At 36.9% G+C, this 23,221-nt stretch carries 20 protein-coding genes and 1 pseudogene; 9 read left to right on the forward strand and 12 right to left on the reverse strand.

Translation table 11 applies throughout. The features are described from left to right. Positions 1-327: 327 nt before the first annotated feature. From ytxJ to recQ, 3 genes are all read right to left on the reverse strand, one after another. The gene (ytxJ, locus tag CEF19_RS22485) at positions 328-669 is read right to left on the reverse strand and encodes a bacillithiol system redox-active protein YtxJ (RefSeq protein ID WP_100408121.1); all 342 of its coding nucleotides are present in this window, start codon (positions 667-669) and stop codon (positions 328-330) included. A 23-nt stretch (positions 670-692) separates the two neighbouring features. Further along, on the reverse strand, positions 693-1,535 hold the full coding sequence (locus CEF19_RS22490) for a DegV family protein (protein ID WP_100408122.1): 843 nt from the start codon (positions 1,533-1,535) through the stop codon (positions 693-695). 67 nt (positions 1,536-1,602) lie between these two features. After that, entirely contained in the window at positions 1,603-3,720 is a 2,118-nt protein-coding gene (gene recQ / locus CEF19_RS22495; RefSeq protein ID WP_100408123.1) for a DNA helicase RecQ, read from the reverse strand. Between the two features lie 80 nt (positions 3,721-3,800). On the opposite strand from recQ, the gene CEF19_RS22500 reads away from it, so the two are divergent. The 4 genes from CEF19_RS22500 (at position 3,801) to CEF19_RS22515 (ending at position 9,764) form a co-directional block, all read left to right on the forward strand. Beyond that, the gene (locus CEF19_RS22500) at positions 3,801-4,067 is read left to right on the forward strand and encodes a hypothetical protein (protein WP_100408124.1); all 267 of its coding nucleotides are present in this window, start codon (positions 3,801-3,803) and stop codon (positions 4,065-4,067) included. A 243-nt stretch (positions 4,068-4,310) separates the two neighbouring features. Next, on the forward strand, positions 4,311-5,900 hold the full coding sequence (locus tag CEF19_RS22505) for an ABC-F family ATP-binding cassette domain-containing protein (RefSeq protein ID WP_100408125.1): 1,590 nt from the start codon (positions 4,311-4,313) through the stop codon (positions 5,898-5,900). A gap of 261 nt (positions 5,901-6,161) precedes the next feature. Beyond that, entirely contained in the window at positions 6,162-7,937 is a 1,776-nt protein-coding gene (locus tag CEF19_RS22510) for an ABC transporter ATP-binding protein (RefSeq protein WP_100408126.1), read from the forward strand. A 3-nt stretch (positions 7,938-7,940) separates the two neighbouring features. Next, a complete protein-coding gene (locus CEF19_RS22515) occupies positions 7,941-9,764 on the forward strand; it encodes an ABC transporter ATP-binding protein (RefSeq protein WP_100408127.1) in 1,824 nt (607 codons plus the stop codon). Between the two features lie 82 nt (positions 9,765-9,846). Here CEF19_RS22515 and CEF19_RS22520 read toward each other — a convergent pair whose 3' ends face one another. The 5 genes from CEF19_RS22520 to CEF19_RS22540 form a co-directional block, all read right to left on the reverse strand. Next, on the reverse strand, positions 9,847-10,710 hold the full coding sequence (locus CEF19_RS22520; RefSeq protein ID WP_100408128.1) for an AraC family transcriptional regulator: 864 nt from the start codon (positions 10,708-10,710) through the stop codon (positions 9,847-9,849). Positions 10,711-10,807: 97 nt separating this feature from the next. Further along, positions 10,808-11,419 carry a DedA family protein gene (locus tag CEF19_RS22525; protein ID WP_100408129.1) on the reverse strand — a complete coding sequence of 204 codons (612 nt, stop codon included), beginning with the start codon at positions 11,417-11,419 and terminating at the stop codon, positions 10,808-10,810. 177 nt (positions 11,420-11,596) lie between these two features. Then, positions 11,597-11,797: a DUF6501 family protein gene (locus CEF19_RS22530; protein WP_100408130.1), complete on the reverse strand. Its 201-nt coding sequence runs from the start codon at positions 11,795-11,797 to the stop codon at positions 11,597-11,599. Between the two features lie 127 nt (positions 11,798-11,924). Continuing rightward, positions 11,925-13,166, reverse strand: a complete 1,242-nt coding sequence (gene odhB / locus CEF19_RS22535; RefSeq protein WP_100408131.1) for a 2-oxoglutarate dehydrogenase complex dihydrolipoyllysine-residue succinyltransferase — start codon at positions 13,164-13,166, stop codon at positions 11,925-11,927. Between the two features lie 16 nt (positions 13,167-13,182). Then, positions 13,183-16,017, reverse strand: coding sequence for a 2-oxoglutarate dehydrogenase E1 component (locus CEF19_RS22540; protein WP_100408132.1), 2,835 nt, complete (start codon positions 16,015-16,017; stop codon positions 13,183-13,185). Positions 16,018-16,312: 295 nt separating this feature from the next. Between CEF19_RS22540 and CEF19_RS22545 the strand changes: the two genes are divergently transcribed. Together CEF19_RS22545 and CEF19_RS22550 are read left to right on the forward strand one after the other, a co-directional pair. Further along, entirely contained in the window at positions 16,313-16,894 is a 582-nt protein-coding gene (locus CEF19_RS22545; RefSeq protein ID WP_100408133.1) for a hypothetical protein, read from the forward strand. A gap of 95 nt (positions 16,895-16,989) precedes the next feature. Continuing rightward, positions 16,990-18,174 (forward strand): class I SAM-dependent rRNA methyltransferase, encoded by a 1,185-nt coding sequence (locus CEF19_RS22550; RefSeq protein WP_100408425.1) that lies wholly within the window; start codon positions 16,990-16,992, stop codon positions 18,172-18,174. Between the two features lie 54 nt (positions 18,175-18,228). Here the strand turns inward: CEF19_RS22550 and CEF19_RS22555 are convergent, their stop codons facing one another. The 3 genes from CEF19_RS22555 to CEF19_RS22565 form a co-directional block, all read right to left on the reverse strand. Further along, positions 18,229-18,516, reverse strand: a complete 288-nt coding sequence (locus tag CEF19_RS22555) for a hypothetical protein (RefSeq protein ID WP_100408134.1) — start codon at positions 18,514-18,516, stop codon at positions 18,229-18,231. Positions 18,517-18,782: 266 nt separating this feature from the next. After that, positions 18,783-19,415, reverse strand: a complete 633-nt coding sequence (locus CEF19_RS22560) for a nitroreductase family protein (protein WP_100408135.1) — start codon at positions 19,413-19,415, stop codon at positions 18,783-18,785. A gap of 73 nt (positions 19,416-19,488) precedes the next feature. Next, a complete protein-coding gene (locus CEF19_RS22565) occupies positions 19,489-20,607 on the reverse strand; it encodes a cysteine desulfurase family protein (RefSeq protein WP_100408136.1) in 1,119 nt (372 codons plus the stop codon). A gap of 145 nt (positions 20,608-20,752) precedes the next feature. On the opposite strand from CEF19_RS22565, the gene CEF19_RS22570 reads away from it, so the two are divergent. The 3 genes from CEF19_RS22570 (at position 20,753) to CEF19_RS22580 (ending at position 22,370) form a co-directional block, all read left to right on the forward strand. After that, entirely contained in the window at positions 20,753-21,349 is a 597-nt protein-coding gene (locus CEF19_RS22570; RefSeq protein ID WP_100408137.1) for a lytic transglycosylase domain-containing protein, read from the forward strand. Between the two features lie 146 nt (positions 21,350-21,495). Then, entirely contained in the window at positions 21,496-21,978 is a 483-nt protein-coding gene (locus CEF19_RS22575) for an MntP/YtaF family protein (RefSeq protein ID WP_100408138.1), read from the forward strand. Positions 21,979-22,115: 137 nt separating this feature from the next. Then, complete coding sequence (locus tag CEF19_RS22580) at positions 22,116-22,370, forward strand: hypothetical protein (protein WP_100408139.1); 255 nt, start codon at positions 22,116-22,118, stop codon at positions 22,368-22,370. Positions 22,371-23,130: 760 nt separating this feature from the next. Here CEF19_RS22580 and CEF19_RS22590 read toward each other — a convergent pair. Then, a pseudogene (locus tag CEF19_RS22590) lies at positions 23,131-23,221 on the reverse strand (preQ(1) synthase); the annotation flags it as partial.

Here is a 23,221-nt window from a genome sequence, read left to right on the forward strand (position 1 = left end):
ATTAATAGTTTGAGGAGAAAGCGAGCGAACTATTCATTATGACCTTGTCAAGTTCCTCTTTAAAAACCAAATATCCACCGAGTATCGTTCCGGTTATTAGCATAGGGAATCACCCAACACAGACAACATAACAGTTGGTTCAAATAGTGAAAGTATGGAAAGCAATTTCCTGAGCACCCTAAATATAGGAGGTGATATTATGGAAACTATGCGAGTCCTTCAGTATCTATGCTCAATTTTAGGAACAGGATGTCTAGTGTTTACATATATTGTTATGGCACGTAAAAAAGAAAAGCGCGCTCGTAATTAATAGAGCGCTTCTCTTCTTTACCCCAAAAATTTAGTAATATTTTTTTTCGTAATATTCCAATGAGATGCAGACCATTGAACGTTTTTATCTTTAATCAAAATTAATTGAGGTGATTCGTGTTTAACATCAAGTTCTTTCGAAATTAGATTAGATATTGGACGTTCTTCAATCACACGAACTAATGAAAAGGTTAGCTCGCCCTTTTCATGTTCCTCCACAAACCCTAGATATTCCGCATGTGCTTCTGCACTTATGGGGCAAGTTGTACTATGTTTAAAAATAAAAACAGGATTAATGCTCGATAACTCAAATACCTCTTTCCAATCTTGTTCTGTGGTTACTTCTTTAATAATTGACATAAGTCACACCCTTTAATTTTTAGTTATTCTGAGTAATACATTAATGCAATCGCACCTGGCCCTGTATGAGTACTAATAATTGGCGATGTTTCAGAAATTAATATCGGTATATCTCTTGAAACGGAAAGTAATGATTTCTCTAATTTTGCTGCCAGGTCTTCGGCTTCAATATGCGCAATACCCACACCTTTAATTGTTTTTCCTTCTGTCTCTTCCAAAAATGTCTTAGTGAGGAGTTGAATCATTTGAGTATATGTACGAACTTTGGCAAACGGGGAATAGACACCGTCAGCTAGAGAAGCAATTGGCTTAATTTTCAAAAGCGATCCAAGTAATGCCTTTCCTCTCCCAATCCTCCCCCCTTTTACTAAATATTCCAGGGTATCAACCATTAAGTATAATGAGGTTTGATTACGAATCTGTTCTAACCTCGAAATTATTTCTTCAACGGCATGACCATTCTTTGCCATCTTTGCTGCTTCAATCACTTGAAAACCGAGCGCATGAGAAATAAATCGAGAATTTATAACAGTAACATTCGCATCACTCATTTCAGCAGCTGAATTTGCGGATTGATATGTACCACTCATTCCTTCTGTTAAATGAATCGAGATAATTTTGGCATCCTCATCCTTTGCTAGTCGATTATAAGTTTCAACAAACACTCCTGGAGCAGGCTGAGAGCTTTTCGGTAACTCATCTGAAGCAATTAACATATCAATAAATTCTTTCTTCGTAATATCAACCCCGTCCAAATAAGTCTTTCCCCGAACAGTAATTGAGAGAGGAACCACGGTTATTTGGTAGCTGTCAATCATCTCCTGTGTTAAATCTGCCGTAGAATCCGTTACGATTTTTATTGCCATGCTATAATCCCCTTTATTATCTGTTCATATTGCTCATAGTGTTTGTTGGCGATTTATATATATACCGCTATTTCCCTAAAACGAAACGAATCTCCTGGTATGTCACTTCTTCTGGTAACTGCTCTTTAATCGGACGAAGGAATTCAGTTCCTACTTCATTGGCAACACTTTCAATTAAATGCCGTTTTTCATCGTTGACATACTGCTGTAAATTCAATGATTCGTCTTCTTGATAGGCTTTGATTAAATGATTCAAAATCGTTTGTTCTGAAAACTGTCTCTTTTTAGCAATGTCTGTAACTGACAATCCTTCCCCAAAAAGGGTCACTGTTTCAAGATAACTACCTTTTTTCCCCGATGAGGATTTCGCTTTCGGTGTATCAAGCGGGGGGCGTATATCTCCTGCAGGCTTCTTCTCCTCAAATGTTTGCAACACCGTAAGGAAAGATTCCCCATACTTTTGAAGTTTCTGCTCACCTACCCCTTGTATCTCGTTTAACTCTTCTAGTGTTATAGGGATAAATTGACTCATTTGTCGAAGGGTTTTATCTGAGAATACAAGATACGGTGGTATGTTTTGCGCATCAGCCAACTCCTTACGACACACCCGTAACGCTTCAAACACATCATCCTGTTGTTTTGGTGCATCATCGGTTTGGATCTCATTTTGAAACACTTCTTCGTCCCCTTTTAGGACGAACAAAGCCTTCTCGGTTAATTGCAAGGTCGGGTAAGATGAACCTGTTGGTTTAATATATTGTTCTGCTGATAAATAATCAATAAAAGCAGCCAGATTTTTTTGTGTCCAATTTTTCATAAGGCCATAGGTCGGTAATTGATTCAAGTCAAATTGTTTAATTTTTTGATTTTCTGAACCAATTAAAATCTGAGCTACAATCGTCTTCCCGAATCTCTCTCGTGTTCGTTTCATACAAGAAAATACCATTTGCGCTTCTTTGGTTCGATTAATTTTCTCTCCTGAACGATTGCAATTGCTACACTTTCCACAGCTTTCGTCCGCAACATCTCCGAAGTATCGAAGGATGTATTGCTGTAAACACATTTCCGTATGGCAATATGCCACCATTTGTTGTAGCTTTTCATATTCTTGGGACTTTCTTTCTCCTTGTAAATCCGATTGATCAATAAAAAAAGACTGTGTCCGAATATCTTGCGCTGAAAAAAGAAGAACACACTCACTCACTTCGCCATCTCTTCCTGCTCTTCCAGCTTCTTGATAATAAGCTTCAATATTCTTAGGCAAGTTATAGTGAAGAACAAAGCGAACGTTTGATTTATCAATACCCATCCCGAAGGCATTGGTTGCAACCATAATAGTGGTTTTATCATGAATAAATGCATCTTGATGTTTTTGTCGCAGTTGTTCCCCCATCCCACCATGATACATCCCAACCCGAAGGCCTTTTTTGTTTAATCGCTCATATAGTAACTCGACTTCTTTTCTCGTTGATGCATAAATGATACCAGCTTCATTTGCCCGATTCTGTATATAACGTTCAACATATCTCCATTTATCGGCTCCCTTTACAAGCTGAAACATTAAATTTTCTCGGCCGAATCCAGTAATAAATACATTTTCATCATTTACATTAAGATGCTGTTGTAAATCACGACGTACATCCTCTGTCGCTGTTGCTGTTAAAGCAAGAACGGATGGCTTTATCGAAAGTTGATTTAGCCAGGTTGAAATTCGCAAATAACTCGGTCGAAAATCATGACCCCACTGAGACATACAGTGTGCTTCATCAATTGCTACGAGCGAAATTTCTAGCTCGTCCAAAAAGGTTAAAAACGAATGCTGTTCGAGTCTTTCAGGAGCAATATAAACTAGCTTACATTGTCCCTCTTTAATTTGAGATAGTCGTTGTAATTCTTCTTGTTTTGATAATGTACTATTTAAAAAAGTAGCCGGTATTCCAACCTCTCCAAGTGCATCAACTTGATCCTTCATTAGCGAAATTAGTGGGGAGAGGACAAGTGTTATTCCAGGTAAAAGCAAGGCTGGTATTTGATAACAAATTGATTTCCCTCCCCCTGTTGGCATAATACCAATCGAATCATGACCATTTAAAATCTGTTCAATAATTTGTTGCTGTCCTTCTCTAAACTGAGAATAGCCAAAATAATGTTTCAGTTGTTCCTCTGCCTGAAGAATTTTCACCATGGGCAACCTTCCTTTCCTACATAAAAAAAAACATTGAGGGAATTCTATCCTACACAATCAAATAAAAGAGGTGTTTTATTATGCAAAGTTCCTTGAAAAGAATCAATACGATATGTCTTTTTGTTATTACCGTAGTAATGCTTTCCCCTTTGCTAATCTACATGTTTACAGAAGCTTCATTTATCACTTCGCTTCGTCAATTTCCACTCGATTATTCTCTCTATTTTGCTATTTTACTGGGGGCAATCATCGTTAATTACTCGATGAAATCCATGAAGCTGCTAACGATTACGATGCTTGCTACAGCAGCAGGTCTAATCGTATATTATTTCCGTGTTTGGACGTAGTTCGTCTTTCTTTATCGTATCATGATTTATTATAAACCTCACCGTTTTTGATTTAAAAAAACTCTTAAGAAAGAGAGTACCAAAAAAATCTCGACTCTCATAGTTGGATTTTAGAACCGCCACCCACGTGTCAAAATCATTTTTTTTAAATTCATAGATGAAACCCTTTGTTTTTGCATCAAAAAAAGGGTATTCTTATAGAGGTGAAATAATGTAATTTCGGACATTGGAGGCAATTCATAGATGATTACTGTTACAAATGTAGGTCTACAATATGGGGACCGTAAATTATTCGAGGAAGTAAATATTAAGTTTACACCAGGAAACTGTTATGGGTTAATTGGTGCCAACGGAGCTGGTAAGTCCACGTTCCTAAAGATTTTATCTGGAGAAATTGAACCACAAGCTGGCGACGTCCATATGAAGCCAGGTCAACGTCTGGCAGTATTAAAACAAAACCATTTTGAATACGAAGAGCACGAAGTATTAAACACCGTCATAATGGGCCATGCTCGCCTATATGAAGTAATGTTAGAAAAAGATGCCATTTATATGAAGGAAGATTTTTCTGATGAAGACGGGATTAAAGCAGCAGAACTCGAAGGTGAATTTGCAGAATTAAACGGATGGGAAGCAGAATCAGAAGCTTCTATCCTTCTGAAAGGTTTAGGGATTTCCGAGGACGTTCATACAAAAAAAATGGGCGACTTAAGTGGGTCTGAAAAAGTAAAAGTATTACTTGCACAAGCATTATTTGGTGACCCAGATGTACTCTTACTAGATGAGCCTACGAACCATCTTGATTTAAAGGCGATAAATTGGTTAGAAGAATTCCTTATTAACTTTGAAAATACTGTCATTGTTGTTTCACATGACCGCTATTTCTTAAATAAAGTTTGTACACATATTGCTGATCTTGACTTTGGAAAAATCCAAATTTATGTGGGTAACTATGATTTCTGGTATGAATCTAGTCAGCTAGCACTTAAATTAGCACAAGATGCAAACAAGAAAAAGGAAGAAAAGATAAAAGATCTTCAAGCCTTTGTTGCAAGGTTCAGCGCGAACGCTTCAAAGTCAAAGCAAGCCACGTCTCGAAAAAAATCGCTTGAAAAAATTTCACTTGATGACATTAAACCGTCATCACGAAAATATCCTTATGTTCATTTTACGCCGGAACGTGAAATAGGCAATGATGTGCTGACTGTCGACAGCCTGTCAAAAACAATTGATGGGGTAAACGTCTTAAACAATGTTAGCTTTTCGCTGAACAAGGATGATAAAATTACTCTTGTCGGAAATAATGAGATTGCTAAAACAACACTTTTTAAAATTTTAGCTGGTGAAATGGAACCAGATAGTGGTAGCTATAAATGGGGTGTAACGACATCCCAGGCATATTTCCCAAAAGATAACTCAGAGTTCTTCGAAGGCTGCGAGATGAACATTGTTGACTGGTTACGACAATATTCACCTCAAGATGATAGCGATACGTTTCTCCGTGGATTCCTTGGCCGTATGCTTTTCTCAGGAGAAGAAGTTTTAAAGAAGGCAAGTGTCTTATCAGGTGGAGAAAAAGTTCGCTGTATGCTCTCAAAAATGATGCTTAGCGGTGCGAATGTTCTTTTACTTGATGAACCAACGAACCATCTTGATTTAGAATCCATTACTGCAGTAAATAATGGACTGATTAATTATAAAGGTTCGATGATTTTTTCTTCTCATGATCATCAATTTAATGAAACAATTGCCAACCGTGTTATCGAAATTACCGAGGATGGAATTATCGATAAGCAAATGACGTACAATGAATTTCTACAAGTTGCAAAATAAATAGTATGCTTCAATAGCTCAATTAAAGGATGCCCAAGGTCAATGACCACTTTCGGGCATCCTTTTTATTCTTTTACGGCGACTTTGTAACAGTCCTAAGTTAATATCTCAGTCCATTGTCCCCTCCCCTACACAACTTCCTTTTTATCAAAAAGCAAAAAAGTCCATGCAAGCTGATAAGGAAATCCATGTTTAATACATACAATTTGCTTTATTCTAATTTTACACACAATAAACCGTTTTCAAAAGGAGGAAATACGCTTGGAATCTAAATCGATTGTTAAACAACATTTAATTAGACATAAATGGCAATATATTTTTGGTGTGATATTATTGTCCATCTCTTGTTTATTTCAATTACTGATTCCAACATTTTTAGAACGCTTTGCGGACAGTATCCAAGACGAAACCGTCAATACAGGCCTACTTATCCGTTTAGCAATTAGTATTGTTATCGTTGGATTTATTATTGCATTCTTTCGCTCCTTTAGTAGAATTTATATTTTTCGGTTATCAAGAATTCTTGAGAAGCGTGTTCGTCACCGGCTCTTTACTCACTGGGTTAAGCTTCCCTCTCAGTATTTCAATAAAAACCGTATTGGAGACTTAATGTCGCACGCCATTAATGACGTTAATGTTATCCGTGAAGTTGCCATGGGAGGGGTGTTTCTCACTATTGAGGTGGTGATATTAATCACTGTCGCGGTTGTGGCAATGGGAATAACCATTAATGCATGGTTAACGCTACTCGTCATTCTCCCATTACCTGGATTAACGATTTTAGCTTATAAGTTTCGTTTCCAAATACAAGATCGCTCCACAAAAGTTCAAGAAGCCATTAGTCATCTTACAAGCACTGTACAAGAATTTTGTTCGGGCATTCGGGTAATTAAAGCATATACTCAAGAAAAGGATGAACGTCAAAAGTTTGAAAATGAAAACCAGAAAAATGTTTTCGCAAATCAACAACTTATCCTAACCAATTCGATATTTAACTCAGTAAGTATTGCTATTGTTGGTTTAAGCTACTTACTCTCGATTTTTTTTGGTGGGATGCTCGTCATGAATGGAACAATAACTCTGGGAGAATTTGTTGCCTTTAATACCTATTTATCATTATTAATTGCCCCTGTTGAAAACCTCGGAAAAGTTATCAATATTTTACAACGTGGTTGGGCTTCAAATAAGCGATTACGTACAATTTTAAATACAAAACCTGAAGTGACAGATGAAGAAGATGTTCTAGAGAATGTTACCATTCAAGGAGATATTAAGATTAGAAATCTGACATTTTCTTATCCAGATAGTAAAGAAATTGCATTAAATAATATTAATCTATCGATTCCATGTGGCACGAGTTTAGCTATTGTCGGGAAGGTTGGGAGCGGAAAAACGACACTTATCAACCTATTGCTTCGCATTTATAATCCACCTAGAAAGACTATTTTTATTGACGGTTATGATTTATATCAGATTCCGTTAAATACGTTGCGACACTCAGTCGGGATTGTTCCACAGGAAAATTTCCTATTTTCCTCAACAATTGGGGAGAATATTGCTTTTGATCCCGCTGATTATAACGAACAAGAAATTACGGAGGCCGCAAAGTTAGCACAAGTTTACGATAATATTATTGAATTTCCAAAACATTTTCAAACGCCTTTAGGTGAACGAGGCATTTCTCTCTCGGGTGGGCAACGTCAACGATTAAGCATTGCCCGTTCATTAATTAAGAAAAGCGAAATTCTTATTTTTGATGATAGTCTTTCTGCAGTGGATGCAGTGACCGAGGAAAAAATTCTTAAAGGACTTCGCGAACAAATGAAAAACCGGACAACAATTATTGTAAGTCATCGCATTTCTTCCATTCAAGATGCTGATCAAATAATTGTAATGGATCAGGGCCAGATTGTTGAGCAAGGAACTCACGACTCGCTAGTTCTCCAACGTGGTATGTATCAGAGCATGTATGCTAAGCAAAGCCTAAAACATGTTCCAGCCTTACCAAAATTCTCAATTAAGAGAAACAGGAGGTAATGAATGAATATTCATGATGAAAAAGACTACGTTCAAGTTGTAGATAGAAAGCTTTTATTAAAATTACTTCGGTATGCAAAACCTTATTGGAAGAAAATCGTCATTTCATTTTTCTTAGCAATAATCTTTGTTGGTGCCACACTAGCTCAACCATATTTAATTAAAGTGGCAATTGATGACTACTTGACGGTTCAGACTTCTTTTCAAGAAAGCTTTCAGGGTTTTTCTATGATTGCCGCCCTATTTTTAGGAACTATTATTCTAGCTTCACTGCTAACATATTTTCAAGATAGATTGCTCCAGTTTACAGGTCAATCAATTATCTTTGATATTCGTCAGACAATTTTTAAACACCTCTCCACAATGCAGATGCAGTTCTTTGACAGGAATCCTGTAGGTCGGCTAGTTACAAGGGTTACACATGATACAGAGGCTTTAAATCAGTTATACTCACAGGTTATCGTTAATCTTGTGAAAGAAATACTAATTTTAATTGGTATTTTCTTTATAATGCTACAAATGAGCGTGCGCTTAACATTAATTAGCTTTACGGTCATACCTGTCTTGCTTATTTTAAGCGTGTTCTATAAGAAACTCATTCGGCATGCGCATCGGTATACAAGACTACTATTATCCAAATTAAATTCTAATCTAGCAGAAAATTTATCAGGTATCCGAATTATTCAACTTTTCACAAGGGAAAATAAACAAATCAAACAATTTGACCAATTAAATGAAGAACACTATCGAGCAGGCATGCGGGCAACGATAGTGAACTCCATTTTCAACCCAGCAATTGGTTTCTTAGGTAACATTGCATTGGCCCTGATTATTTGGTATGGCGGAATGGGCATGATGGGTGGCGCCTTAACCTTCGGTGTTGTTTATGCTTTCACCCACTACATTCGCCAATTTTTTCAACCTTTAATGGCACTTGCAGACAGGTATAATCAAATTCAAACGGCAATGGCATCGGCTGAACGGATTTTTGACATGCTTGAAGAGCAACCGGCAATTGAAAATCATCCGGACGCTGTTGCTTTGCCGAAAACTATCCACGGTGAAATAAAATTTGAACATGTCTGGTTTGCATATCAGGATCAAGAATGGGTTCTAAAAGATATTAATTTTCAAATACAAAGAGGAGAAACTGTTGCTTTTGTAGGTGCAACAGGAGCGGGTAAGAGTTCGATCATTAACTTAATATCACGTTTTTATGATATTCAAAAAGGTTCTATTACCATCGATGGCTATAATATTAAGAAAACTAAATTAACTGATTTACGAACAAGGGTAGGCATCATTCAACAAGACCCCTATATCTTCACTGGCGATGTCACGCATAATATTCGTCTTCATCACAAACATTTATCAGAGGAAGATGTTATGAACTTAACCCGTTCCATCGGCCTTGAAGATTTTATTGAAAGTTTACCAAACGGTTATCAAACACTACTTGGAGAGCAAGGGATCATTTTATCAAGTGGTCAAAGACAATTAATTTCATTCCTGAGGGCACTAGCCTTTAACCCAGACATTCTTATTCTAGACGAAGCCACAGCCAATATTGACACACAGACAGAAGAATTAATTCAACGAGCTTTAAAAAAATTATCGAAGGATAGAACGACAATTATCGTCGCCCACCGCTTGTCCACGATTCAGGATGCAGATCGAATAATCGTTCTGGATAAAGGGCTCCTAAAAGAATCTGGAACACATAATGATCTTCTTAAACGTAAAGGAATTTATTTTCAGCTTTTTGAAATTCAAAACAAAGAAGTTTCTAAAAAAAGCAACCAGGTTTGTTCTCCTCATATCCAATAAATTTAGTATTCTCACCGTCATTACTCTAGAAGACGGTGAGAATAAAACTAAAGAAAAAGATGGTGTTCTATAGGCATTTCAATCATTTTGAAGGTAACGTTAATTTCGTTTTATGTTTTTTTGCAAATTCAGTAGGTGACACGCCCACCACTTTTTTAAATGTGCGACTAAAGAAAAATTCATCTTGGTAGCCAACACTTTGCGAGATTTCTTTTAACCTAGAATCAGAAAACACAATTAACTCTTTTGCACGATCCATTCTCAAGTGTCTTAAATAATCCATTGGGCTATACCCAATAAATTTCTTAAATAATCTAGAATAGTGACTTACGCTCATCCCAGCCATCTGAGCTAAATTTTCCAACGTAATAGCCTCTTGGTAGTGACTAGTTAAATAATCAACCGTTCTATCAATTGCATTTGTAGTATTACCCGTTAAATTTTGTGAACGAAAATCTTGAATTATCATTAATAGTAGCTCCCAAAAAAGTAGCTTTCGTTTCATCGCAACAATGGCCCCACGTCTTTTTCTTAAGTGAAGGATTTGTTCAAGTAAATTAATGATATGAGCAGAATTTTGCACATTATACATGCCGGACATTGGAAAAGAAACGTCTCTTTCTTCTCCAAAGGTCCATTGTTCTTTTTCCATAAAAGCAGATGCGTAGGTAAATCGAATAAAATAGTATTCTAACGGCTCCTCAATATCTGTTTTACGTTCACAAACCATACTCGGTTCGAAAAAAAATAATTTACCAGATTCCACTGGATAACTTGTTCCATTTATTATAAAATCACCCTTCCCCTTAGCAATAAACCAGAGAGAATGAAAAGATTGCTGTCTTGGGTCATGGTACCAAGTGGGTTCACATTGCTTATATCCAACTAAATTTATTGAAAAAACAAGTTGGTTTAGTTTCGTCAGAACTTCTCCTAGTTTTATCATCTCTATTCTCCTTCTTCATGTAATAACAACGTTGTTAAAATGCGGTGAACGTCTCTCTTATTGATGTAACATCATAAGAGAGAAATGAGAGATTCATTTAAGAATGCATATATGGCTCTTTCTGGTTTTTCTTTTTTTTCTTAACTATTTGAAAGATAATAACTATTACTACTGTTGCACAAGCTACAAAGATAACTTGGTCAATAAACGTCGTCCAGTTAGTAATCGAACGACCGAAGTGAAGACCGAGGAAAAAGTAAATACTCATCCACACAAAAGCAGAACTAAAGCCTATTAAGGCAAAACGGCGATAGGAAATATCTGATATTCCGACACTAAAAGGGATTGCGTGCCGTATAAAAGGAAAAAAGTAGCTAAATGAAGTCGCCTTTAATCCATATTGCTCCAATAATTCTTTCCCTTTATCTGCATTTTTCTGCCAAATTGAGTTTGGTTTAAACGAAATATGAGCTTTCTTGCTAACTAGAGACCCTATGGTATATAAAATCGTGCCGTGGAAAAAAATAGATAAATAGATAATTAAAAAACTAGGAATCGGGTCTAATAGATAAGTTGTTGCAAGCCAGCCACCGCTCATTATTAGCAGTTCATTAGGAACAGGAAATAGAAATAAACCAATTGTAAAAACTAAAAGAAGTGCGACATAGCCATGACTTTGAATAAATTGAATAATAGTGGCTGTATCCATCCAATCACTCCTTTTTATCCGACCATTTATTACCTAAAATATACAGTAAATACAAAACTTTAGCAATGAAATTACTCAAGTTACAAGTTACTATCTCAAAAGTATATGGTACGGATCCGTTTATTACATTGCTGAGGGTGTGTCATCAGGCCAAAAACCGACCTACTGACACACCCCCTATCCTTTAAAGTAGTCCTTGTAATACCCGCCGATTTTTCCTGTGTTATCAATAACAAAATAGAACTCTTCTGTTTCATTTTTTAGTTCGTAGGTTTTGCCGGTAGTTAATGCCCGGTTAACCATATATTTTTTGGCGTCCGTATGTATACATTCCACATCTCGAATTGTTTTATTATCTAACCAATGCTGATGGATCATTTTCGTCTCCTCCTTTTATCTACCTTAACATTATAAATCAAAATGATCTTTTTTTCATCCTCTTAAGATTGATCTAAAGACTTTAAAAGAACCTCTTTGAGAAATCAAAGAGGTTCTTCGTAAAATATTAACCTTCTAACAATAAAGATTCTGGGTCTTCAATAAGTTCTTTTACTTTGACAAGGAAGCTTACTGCTTCTTTCCCATCAACAATGCGATGGTCATATGAAAGGGCAATATACATCATTGGACGATTCTCAAAACGTTCTTGATCAATTGCAACTGGACGCCATTGAATTTTGTGCATTCCTAAAATCCCTACTTGTGGAGCATTTAAGATTGGCGTTGACATAAGTGAACCGAATACACCACCATTTGTAATCGTAAACGTTCCACCTTGGAGATCTGCAATAGAAAGCTTATTATCACGTGCTTTTCTACCCAATTCACCAATTTGACGTTCAATGCCTGCAAAGCTAAGTCGATCCGCATCTCTCAACACCGGAACCACTAATCCTTCTTCTGTTGAGACAGCACAGCCAATATCATAATACTTCTTAAGTAGAATTTCATCACCTTGAATTTCTGCATTTAATAATGGAAATTCCTTAAGTGCTCCCACTACGGCTTTTGTAAAGAAAGACATAAACCCTAACTTTACTCCATTTTTATCTACGAACGCGTCTTTACGTCGCTTCCGAACATCCATAACAGCAGTCATATCGACTTCATTAAATGTTGTTAACATAGCAGCCGTTTGTTGTGATTCAACAAGGCGTTTCGCAATTGTTTGACGACGACGTGACATCTTCACACGTTCAACTGGCTTGCCTGGTTGCTCTTGTGGTGCTGCTGGTGCAGAAGTCGCCTTTTTCGGAGCTGGTGCAGGCTTCTTATCAAAAGCTTCTACATCTTGTTTGCGTACACGGCCGAGTGGATCCACTGATGATACTTCACTCAAATTAATTCCATGTTCACGAGCATATTTGCGTGCTGCTGGTGATGCAATTGGACGATCACCTGTAGACGATTCTTCTACCTTTGCTGCTGGTGCTTCTGTTTTTTCTTCTTTCTTAGTTTCTTCTTCTTTTGTTTCTTCTTGTGCAGTCTCTGCAGCAGGAGTAGAACCAGAAGCCGTTTCATCAATCACAGCAATAACTTCGCCCACTTCTACGGTATCACCCGGTTCTCTTTTGAATTCCTTAATCACACCTGAGTGTTCTGCAGTAATTTCTACATTAACTTTATCTGTTTCAAGTTCAGCAATATATTCACCTTGATTAACATGGTCTCCTACTTGCTTTAACCATTGTGCTATCGTTCCTTCAGTAATCGATTCAGCTAGTTCTGGTACTTTAATTTCAATCACGGATATGGCCTCCTTATTATTTACGAGTCAACGCTTCGCTTACAATTCGTTCTTGTTCTTTCTTATGCGCAACTGGGTCACCCTCTGCAGGACTTGAGCGATGTGTACGTCCGATGTAGCTAACGTTTACACCTTGAGGAGTGATCTCACGGATACGTGACTCGATAAATGGCCAAGCACCCATGTTTTTAGGTTCCTCTTGAACCCAAACAATATCTTTTAGGTTTTTGTAACGTGCCAATAGTTCACGAATAATCTTTCTCGGGAACGGATATAGCTCTTCAACACGCGCAATATGAAGCCATTCCCAATTTTGCTCATTATTTTTTTGTATGCGATCGGCAAGTTCAATCGAAACCTTACCACTACACATAACAATTTGCTCAACTTTATCATGATTGTCTCCAAGTCCTGGTTGCTCATATACAGATTGGAATTCTCCATCTGTAAACACATCATGTGTTGAAGCGACAACCGGATTACGCAGTAAACTTTTCGGCGTCATGATGATAAGTGGACGCACCGCATTTTTTTCAAGAATGGCAGCTTGACGTCTTAAGATGTGGAAATATTGAGCAGCTGTAGTGCAGTTTGCAATTGTCCAGTTATTTTCAGCCGCTAGAACTAGGAAACGTTCAACACGCCCACTTGAATGCTCTGGACCTTGACCTTCATAACCATGAGGCAGTAAGCAAACTAATCCAGATTTTTGTCCCCATTTTGCACGTCCCGCAGATACCCATTGGTCAAAAATAACCTGAGCACCATTTGCAAAATCCCCAAACTGTGCTTCCCAAATTACCAATGTCTCGGGTGCATAAACATTATATCCATATTCAAAACCAACCACAGCTTGTTCTGAAAGAGGACTATTATACACTGCAAAAGAAGCATTTGCTTCCTCAAACTCTTGCAATGGAGTATATAGCTTATCAGTTAATCTATCATGTAATACAAGATGACGATGTGCAAACGTACCACGTTCGGAATCTTGACCAGTTAATCGAATAGGTGTTCCGTCATTTAAGATAGTAGCAAAAGCAAGGGTTTCAGCTAAAGCCCAATCGATTTTACCGTCTGTGTCAAATGCATTATAACGACGTTTTAAAATCTTTTCTAGTTTTTCGTTAGCTGTAAATGTCTCTGGCCAAGTTAATAATGACTCATTAATTAATTTTAAGTTTTCCATAGATACAGCTGTTTTCACTTTTGGTAGACCATTGACAACAAAATCAGGAGGCGACATTTCCTTTACCCCTTCAGACTGATTGCCTGACACCTTATCATATTCAGCTTGCAAGTTCTCTTGGATTTCTTTATCCAATTTTTCTGCATAAGACTTCTCAATAACGTCTAATCCGACTAATTGGTCTGCAAAAAGCGTTCGCACTGTAGGATGCTTACGGACATTATTATAGAGTGCAGGTTGAGTTACCGATGGTTCATCCATTTCGTTATGACCAAATCGACGATAACCAATTAAATCAACAAGAAAATCCTTTTTGAATCTTTTACGATATTGGAAAGCCAAATGCATAGCTGCTAAGCAAGCTTCAGGATCATCTGCATTAACATGAAGGATTGGAATCTCAAATCCTTTTGCAGGGTCACTTGCATATGTAGTAGAACGAGAATCATGTGCTTCCGTGGTGAACCCGATGTTATTATTTGCAATAATATGAAGAGACCCACCAGTTTGGTAACCTTTAAGACGACTAAGGTTAAGGGTTTCAGTCACAATACCTTGTCCTGGAAACGCTGCATCACCATGAATTAAAATTGAGTACGCTTTTGAAACAGTTTGCTCAGGGAACCCCTTTGAGGTACGAATCTCTTGAGCAGCACGAGCGTATCCTTCGACAATTGGACTAACAAATTCTAAGTGACTTGGATTATTAGCAAGAGTCACTGTAGCCTCTGCTGTGTTATCGTCTTTTATCTGACGATCCGCACCTAAATGGTACTTAACGTCTCCTGTCCAGCCATTAATTCCTTTTTCTGGCTCAACAAGTTTGGTAGGAGCATGTAAAAACTCTGAAAACACCATATTGTAAGGCTTGCCTAACGTGTGAGTTAGGACACTCAAACGACCACGATGAGCCATTCCAATCATGATATTCTCTGTACCTTCATGAACAGCTTCTCTTACGACTTCATCAAGCATCGGTACCATCACATCAAGACCTTCAATTGAAAATCTCTTTTGTCCAACGAACGTGCGATGAATAAACTTTTCAAAGCCTTCAACCTCTGTTAAACGCTTCAAAAGATTCAAACGTTGTTGTTTCGTGAAATTCGGCAAGAACATACCTGACTCAATCATTTTGTTTAACCAATTGCGTTCTTCTTCATCTTGAACATGTCCAAATTCAAAAGCTACTGTTTTTGTGTACATGTTCTCCAAATGACGTATAGCGTCTAGTCCATTTTTAACGTGAGACGGTGCATCCGGACAAATTAAATCGACTGGAAGTTGTCTTAAATCTTCTTCCGTTAAATTATATCGGCTTAATTCTAAAAACGCATCATTCTTCCTGTCTTTATGAATTGGGTGGACATCAGATGCTAAATGGCCTTTGGTTCTGATTGCATCAGCTAATTTCATCGCTCCTACAATCTTTTTCATCATGCCCGCTCCTGCAGCTGAAGCTACTGAAGCATTTGTCGTTTGAACCGAATCAGCTTCTAAAGACGAAGGTGGTGGTCCCCATGCTTGAAATAGCTCTCTTAACTCTTCATCAACAGCTTCTGGGTCCTTTGTAAATTCTTCGTAAAGCTCAATTGCGACGCCAAGGTTCGGACCATGAAATCCTTGCCATGGTTCTTCCGGTGTGTTCTCCTTGCTGGACATGTGATAAAAACCTCCTAGTTACTTTTAAATCAAATCTATAAATGATATTATTTTATAACGCTTACACGTACATTTTAACATGATTGTAACATCCACTCAAAGGTTATCTTCAATCATTCATAGATTTGTTTGAGGTACTTTCCAAACGACCCTATAAAAAAAGGGCATGGAATAAAAATAGTAAGGATAGAAAGTATCTTCAACTTGAAATTGTAAAACTTTTTGTATAGAAAATCTAGTTGTTTGTCATAAAATATACACATTTTTTTCAAAAAAGAAGCGAGGAATTTTTTATATGATTTATTTTGATGAAAAACACAGCCAAATCCTTACCAACTCTTGTATGAATTGCCAGGAAAAACATTTTCAACCACCGAATGAACAAGTACCTCGTGTTGGGTGTTGTTCTTATAGTCCAGTTCTCGGACTTTTTGAAATCGCAAAAATAATTAAGCAAAACGAATCCTTTCTTCACCGCTTACTACAAACTAGTGATGTGAGCATCCATCCCTATCACATCGTTGTCCATGCTAAAGTTCATTCGACTTTTGCAAAAGAAGATATAGCCACACTTTCTGTTCTTGAGCAAGAAGATTTAAAAACGTCGTATTCTGTATGTCAGTTTTTTGAAGAAACAAGAGGCTGTACTCTCCCACCGTCATTTAAAAATACAGTTTGTCGTTCTTTCATTTGTTCAACAGTTGAACTAAGTTTCACACCTGAAGAACATTTGAATTTCAAAAAATGGACGCAAAATATCAATAAGGAAGCTGATAATTTTCACCGTGAACATAAACTAAACCTTCAAAAAAAATCAATAGATATTAAAAATAATACTGAAAAAGTGATTTCTTATTTTAAAGTTTTGACCAACTAAACACAGAAGATTGGTCAAAGAGGGAGACGTTGATTAACTTCTTTATATTAAGTATGATAAGTACGAATGAAATAAAGTATATTGGAGTGACACTTTTGATTAAAGTTAGTTTAAAAAGAAATCGACGTAAACGAATTGAGCACGGACACCCCTGGGTCTTTCAAAGCGAAGTAGAATCAATAGAGGGCGACTTTTCACCTGGTGATTTAGTTCAAGTCGTTAATCACAAAGGATTCCCTCTTGGTCAAGGGTTTATTAACCCTGATTCCCAAATGATCGTTCGTATGCTTACTCAAAATAACAATGATACGATAAATGAGGCTTTTTTCTTAAACCAAATTCGGAAAGCCTGGCAACATCGTCAGCGATTCCTTCCCCAAGTCAAATCATGCCGAGCTATTTACGGTGAGGGTGATTTTTTACCTGGTTTAGTTGTTGATAAGTATGAGGATGTTCTTGTTGTTCAAATTATGGCTCTCGGCATGGAAGTACGAAAAGACTGGATTTTAAACGGTTTGCTTGAGGTCTTTAAACCGAAAGCTATTTATTTACGTAATGATGTATACGTACGAGAGTTAGAAGGATTAGAACAAGAAAAAGGTTTCTGGTACGGAGAATCAGATACGGAAATAGAGATTGAAGAAAATGGCGTGCGATATATTGTTGACATTAAGGATGGTCAAAAGACTGGATTTTTCTTCGATCAACGCGAAAATCGACAAGCTATACAACCTTTAATTCAAGAAGACAGCACTGTACTTGATTGTTTCACTCATACAGGTTCTTTTATGTTAAATGCTTGCCTATACGGTGCAAAAACCGTCACTGCTGTTGACATTTCCGAATACGCCATTGAGACAGCTAAACGTAATACTGCATTAAATAACTTCAACAATGTTGAGTTTGTTGTCGCCAATGCATTTGATTATTTAAGAGATGCTGTGAAAGAACAAAAACAATGGGATGTTGTTATTGTTGACCCTCCTGCTTTTGCTAAATCAAAACATGCTGTAAAGAAAGCGTTAAGTGGATATAAAGATGTTAACTTAAACGGATTAAAGCTCGTTAAAGACGGTGGTTACTTTGTAACTGCAAGTTGTTCCTTCCACGTTCGCGGCTATCAGTTTGATGAGATGATTCAAGAAGCTGCATTCGATGCGAAAAAAATACTAAGAGAGCTACGTTGGAGTGGCGCTGGGATAGACCATCCTACGCTTCTTAGCCAAGAAGAAGGAGAATACTTAAAATTCGCTATTTACGAAGTTCGGGATCGTGGGTAAGTGAAAGACAGCGGAATTTCCGCTGTCTTTTTTCTATGTCAGGCATTGGCTAAATTATCCTTCTGATAATTCAAATTGAATCCATTTGCTGAATTGTTCTTTTTCGTTTTCAGTAAACTGAAAATTAGGAGAATCACATCCTTCTTCTTGAAGAATGATTTGTAAAACATCTCCTGATTCATTTAAAATAACAAGAGCTGCTGGGTCTATCATTTTCTCTGGTAATGTCTGCGTTTTAAACGATACTGTACAATGAGTCCATCGGGAAACAGGGTAAGAATCGACAATTTTCATGTCGGTCATTTTGCATTCTTGATATTGTTCAAAATGAAGATCGATCATACGTTTCTCCTTTTTTATTACATTCTCTATGTATTAACCTCCGAGTCTATACGGAGCGAGGAAGTTAGCTCTATGAGTGTTTCTTTCCTTTATTTTAAAGAGGCCCCAATATGAGCACTGTTACGCTCTTTGCCTTCGTTTAAGCACGTTCTTAATTCAACGTTAAAAACAAAAAAAGCACTGAAAAAGTAAAAACTGAACCTTTTTAGAGCTCAAAAGGTTGGTTTTTACTTTTTTCTATAGCTTTCCTTGGACGCCCTTTTACATCAAAACGATTGGTAAATTATACGTTCACTTACTGGCTTACGAGCAGAGGGATGACCTGGCTTCTCCGCTTTTCCTACTGATAATAACATAACCGGAACAAACCGTTCTGGAATATGAAATGCTTCAACTAATGCTTCACGATTAAACCCACCCATTGAGCATGTATCATAGCCCTTAGCTTTAGCAGCAAGCATTATTTGCATTGCTGCTAATGAAGCATTTAAAAACGCTTCATCACGTGCAAAGGTACCTTCTTTGCTATATGCACTGTTTATCTGACCAACCAAAGTATCTTTTACTTCTTTAGGCATTGATCCTTTTTTAACAGCTTCTTCATATATTGAATCGGCTTCTTTATTTGCTTCCACATCACCAAGAATGACAATAACTGCTGAACAATCTACAATTTGTTGTTGATTATAGCCAATTGGCAATAATTCTTCTTTTTTTGCCTTTTCATCAATAACCAAGAAACGCCAATGTTGTAAATTCCAAGAAGAGGGTGCTTCAGAAGCAGCCTGTAGCATTTCCTCTAATTCACTTTTCGGGATTTCAACATCGGGCACATATTTACGAACCGAATGTCGTTCCTCCATTAGTTGAAAAACACCCGACTTAGTTACCGTACTCATAGTGCATACACTCCCTTATTTTAACTAGGAACCAAGTGTAACGAATCGTACTCTGTTCTGTAAAATAATATGCTTACAAAACAGAGTGTAATAGGCGTACTACCTGTTCTATCTCTACTTTCGTTGTCATTCTACCCAAGCTAAATCTCACCGTCCCTTTCCCTTCTTCAGGAGATAATCCCATTGCTTTTAGAACAGGCGAGAGGGTGACAATACCAGAATGACAAGCCGAGCCTGTTGATGCAGCAAGTTCAGGGACCTCGGATAAGATTTCGCTCCCAATTTTGTCTTTAAAGCTAACATTTAATGTATTTGGCAGCCGTTCTGTCGGATGCCCGTTGAGCCTTACCTTACCAGGAAACTCCTCATTTAATTTACCCAAAAAGTAGTCTCTTAACTCTAGAATTCGAAAGTTCTCTTCTTTCTTTTTCTTACACTCCTCACAAGCCTGACCTAGCGCTGCAATCAGCATGACATTTTCCGTTCCCGCGCGTCGACCGCTTTCATGCCCAGCTCCATGAATAAAAGAACCTATATTTATCCCTTTCCGACTATAGAGAGCACCTACGCCCTTTGGAGCATAAAGCTTATGGCCAGCGATACTCAGAAAATCAACATTTAAATCATCCACATTAATATCTATTTTCCCTACTGATTGAGCCGCATCGGTATGAAAAAGAACTCGATGCTTACGTGCCAACTGCCCGATTTCCTTTATAGGTTGAATTGTACCTATTTCATTATTGGCATGCATAATAGTAATTAGGATTGTTTCTGGTTTAAGTGCTTTTTCAATCTCTTCTATATTCACTCTTCCATACGAATCAACGCTAACATATGTAATCTCTGCTCCTCTATTCTTTAAATAGGCTAGAGGTTCTAGGACAGCCGGATGTTCAATTGAAGAGGTAATAATATGCTTTCCTTTGTAGGAGAATTTCTCAAACACATTTTTAATGACATAATTATTCGACTCACTTCCGCCACTCGTAAATATCACCTCGTCAATATTCGCCCCAATAAGGGAACTCACTTGCATTCGCGCGTGTTCAACCGCTTTCTTTGCTTCAACTGCTGCAAAATGTGACGCAGACGGATTCCCATAGTGTTCTGTTAGATAAGGCAACATCTTCGTTACTACTTCTTGATCAACTGGCGTACTTGCATTGTAATCCAAATAAATTTGTTTCAACCTATTTCTCCTCGCTTCTTTTTTTCTTAGTGTAACACGCATTTCTAGTGCCTGCTTTGAATGATTTTAGTAATTTTTTAAAAGGACTATTCGTTTTATTAACAAGCGTATATAATTAAGGCACATTAAAAAAGGATGACTTACTTTGAGAAAAAAACGAATTAGATTTTTATTACTAGGTATTTTAATAATCGCTTCATTAATTATTATCGAAGAACAAGATAAAATTCGGCAAATTACTTACATAGCTACTTTAGGAAAACACTCTATACCTGAACAGTATTATCCAATTTATAAAAAAGCCGCCGAAGAATTTGACATTCCCTGGGAGTTGTTAGCTTCTGTCCATCGTGTTGAAACAGTGTTCTCCACGATGGACCCACTTATCAGCCCTGTCGGAGCAGTTGGACACTTTCAATTCATGCCTAGAACGTGGATAGGTTGGACTCATCCCGGTTCAGATCTTGGCACAATCGATGAAGACGTTGATTTAACTGACATTTTGTTAATTGAAACACATAATGGTTATGGACTTGATGCAAGTGGAAATGGAAAAGCTGATCCTTTCGATGTCACGGACTCCGCTTTTGCTGCTGCAAAATATTTAGCGGATCACGGTGCAAAACAAGGGGACTATAAAAAAGCACTTTTTGCGTACAATCAAAGTGATGAGTACGTGAATGAAGTACTTTTGTATTACGAAAGCTACTTAGAACATTACGAACTTATAGATTTACGGTAAAATAAAGTGACTACTATGTAGCGTGTTTCTTTTTTTGATACGCTATTTTTCATATAGAGAGTTGAACAGGCATACGTATTAACTACAACACCTTTATAAAGGGAGGGTTCGCCATAAAAGAACTCTTATATGTATTCATTTTATCGATGCTTATGAGCATTGATGGCTTTGCCATTGGTTTACTTTTTGGTTTAAAGCGAATTCGTATCTCTTTATCGGTTATTTTTGTTATTGCGATGTTTTCTGGGTTTATCATTTTTGTTTCGATGGGCTTCGGTCGATTACTTGGTGAAATTGTGCCCACTCACTATATGGGGTCTATTGCAGGGGTTATGATGATTTGTTTAGGTGTCTACAACCTATTTAATGAAATTCCCTTATACCAACGTTCTTACTTTGTCATGATTGCTCTACTCATTAATGTTGATAGCTTTGGATATGGCATCCAAGCAGGTTTAGCGATGCAGTCTTTTTCACTTGCTCCGCTAGCTGCTTTTTCCATCGGATTTTCACTACTATTTGGAATTATTTATGGAAAGAAAACGAAGAATCACTTTTTCCTCCAATATATCACCTTTATGCCTAGCCTATTTTTTATCTTACTCGGGATAAGTAAATTATTTATCTAACAGTCGGTTAGACGAATCGTTGGTTTTGCAGAAAGTGGACTTTTAAGACGAATATTGATAAAATTTATACTTGTCTACACGTAGCCAATAGGTTTATGATATAGAAAATTTGAAAGACATGCTGGGGGGTTTATTTGATGGCGATACCTTCTTATCCAATTGATTTTCATGATTGTCAGAGAAGCAAAAGAATGACTGAAGACCTGCTACATACGAAAATTAACACAGAAATTGAGAAGATGATTCAATTTATGAACAAAAACAAAACTAATAATCATTCTGTTTCTTTTGAAGATGTCCTTATTATTGTGGACCGAATATTTGAAGATGACGATTATTACTTTGAAATTTCAGTCGCAAAAGAACATAGCAAACTTCGCGTGAAAGCTTAAATTATTTGAATATCTATAGTTCTTTATTCCTTGAATAAATAGACCTATAAACATTACACAAATTTACAGTTTTATTTTCCCTTACAAGTCCATCCTAATAACATACGAAAAAAGTTATTGAGGAGGCTTTTATGCGGAACGCGGCTATAGCGCTTCTATTTTCATCTTTACTTCAGAATCAAAAATTATTTAAATTTAGAAAGTACTTTTTAAATTTACTTTATGTTATTGTTTTTAACTTTGTGTATTATTGCTTTTTCCATAAGCATCTACTATGGGACTTTAAATCAAAGTGTTTTAATATGAAACTGGTTCGATGCTTTCACGTTTTTTTCGTTACCCCTATGCTAAATTATTTTTTCATCTTAAATTTCCCAAGAACATTGGTAAAGCGAATCATTTATACGGTGAAATGGATTATTCTTTCTGTTATCGCCGAACTGACTTTTAAAAAATGTGGATGTATTTTCTTTTCCAACGGCTGGCATATCGGTTGGTCTGCATATATCTACTTGAAAATGTATTTATACACCTACTTCTTTCCAAAAAGACCAATCCTTATCTCAGTATTGTCTATACTAAATGTTTATTTTTTCTTAATAAAATTTAACGTACCAATCAAAAAGTTTAGTTTTAAAGGTTTCTTTTGTATACCTAAGTAAAATAGAGGCTACTCAAAAGGGTTTCATTTTCCCTTTTGAGTAGCCTCTAAAACTATTTAACGTTTAGTTTTTCTTTTCCAGTACAACATGTCCCTTTACTACCTATTATCAATCTTCTCTGGATACAAATCATGGTTCATCAAGCGATGATATGCCATTTCCTCAAATTTAGTACCAGGCTTTCCGTAA

This window comes from Bacillus solitudinis (assembly GCF_002797395.1).
Taxonomy (GTDB): Bacteria; Bacillota; Bacilli; order Bacillales; family Bacillaceae_D; genus Halalkalibacter_A; species Halalkalibacter_A solitudinis.

Coding starts and splice junctions, on each gene's coding strand:
- CEF19_RS22530 (WP_100408130.1), bottom strand. CDS start 11,797: ATGATCCATCAGCATTGGTTAGATAATAAAACAATTCGAGATGTGGAA.
- CEF19_RS22540 (WP_100408132.1), bottom strand. CDS start 16,017: ATGTCCAGCAAGGAGAACACACCGGAAGAACCATGGCAAGGATTTCAT.
- recQ (WP_100408123.1), bottom strand. CDS start 3,720: ATGGTGAAAATTCTTCAGGCAGAGGAACAACTGAAACATTATTTTGGC.
- CEF19_RS22560 (WP_100408135.1), bottom strand. CDS start 19,415: ATGAGTACGGTAACTAAGTCGGGTGTTTTTCAACTAATGGAGGAACGA.
- CEF19_RS22545 (WP_100408133.1), top strand. CDS start 16,313: ATGATTTATTTTGATGAAAAACACAGCCAAATCCTTACCAACTCTTGT.
- CEF19_RS22505 (WP_100408125.1), top strand. CDS start 4,311: ATGATTACTGTTACAAATGTAGGTCTACAATATGGGGACCGTAAATTA.
- CEF19_RS22500 (WP_100408124.1), top strand. CDS start 3,801: ATGCAAAGTTCCTTGAAAAGAATCAATACGATATGTCTTTTTGTTATT.
- CEF19_RS22525 (WP_100408129.1), bottom strand. CDS start 11,419: ATGGATACAGCCACTATTATTCAATTTATTCAAAGTCATGGCTATGTC.
- CEF19_RS22515 (WP_100408127.1), top strand. CDS start 7,941: ATGAATATTCATGATGAAAAAGACTACGTTCAAGTTGTAGATAGAAAG.
- CEF19_RS22580 (WP_100408139.1), top strand. CDS start 22,116: ATGGCGATACCTTCTTATCCAATTGATTTTCATGATTGTCAGAGAAGC.
- CEF19_RS22575 (WP_100408138.1), top strand. CDS start 21,496: ATGCTTATGAGCATTGATGGCTTTGCCATTGGTTTACTTTTTGGTTTA.
- ytxJ (WP_100408121.1), bottom strand. CDS start 669: ATGTCAATTATTAAAGAAGTAACCACAGAACAAGATTGGAAAGAGGTA.
- CEF19_RS22555 (WP_100408134.1), bottom strand. CDS start 18,516: ATGATCGATCTTCATTTTGAACAATATCAAGAATGCAAAATGACCGAC.
- CEF19_RS22490 (WP_100408122.1), bottom strand. CDS start 1,535: ATGGCAATAAAAATCGTAACGGATTCTACGGCAGATTTAACACAGGAG.
- CEF19_RS22520 (WP_100408128.1), bottom strand. CDS start 10,710: ATGATAAAACTAGGAGAAGTTCTGACGAAACTAAACCAACTTGTTTTT.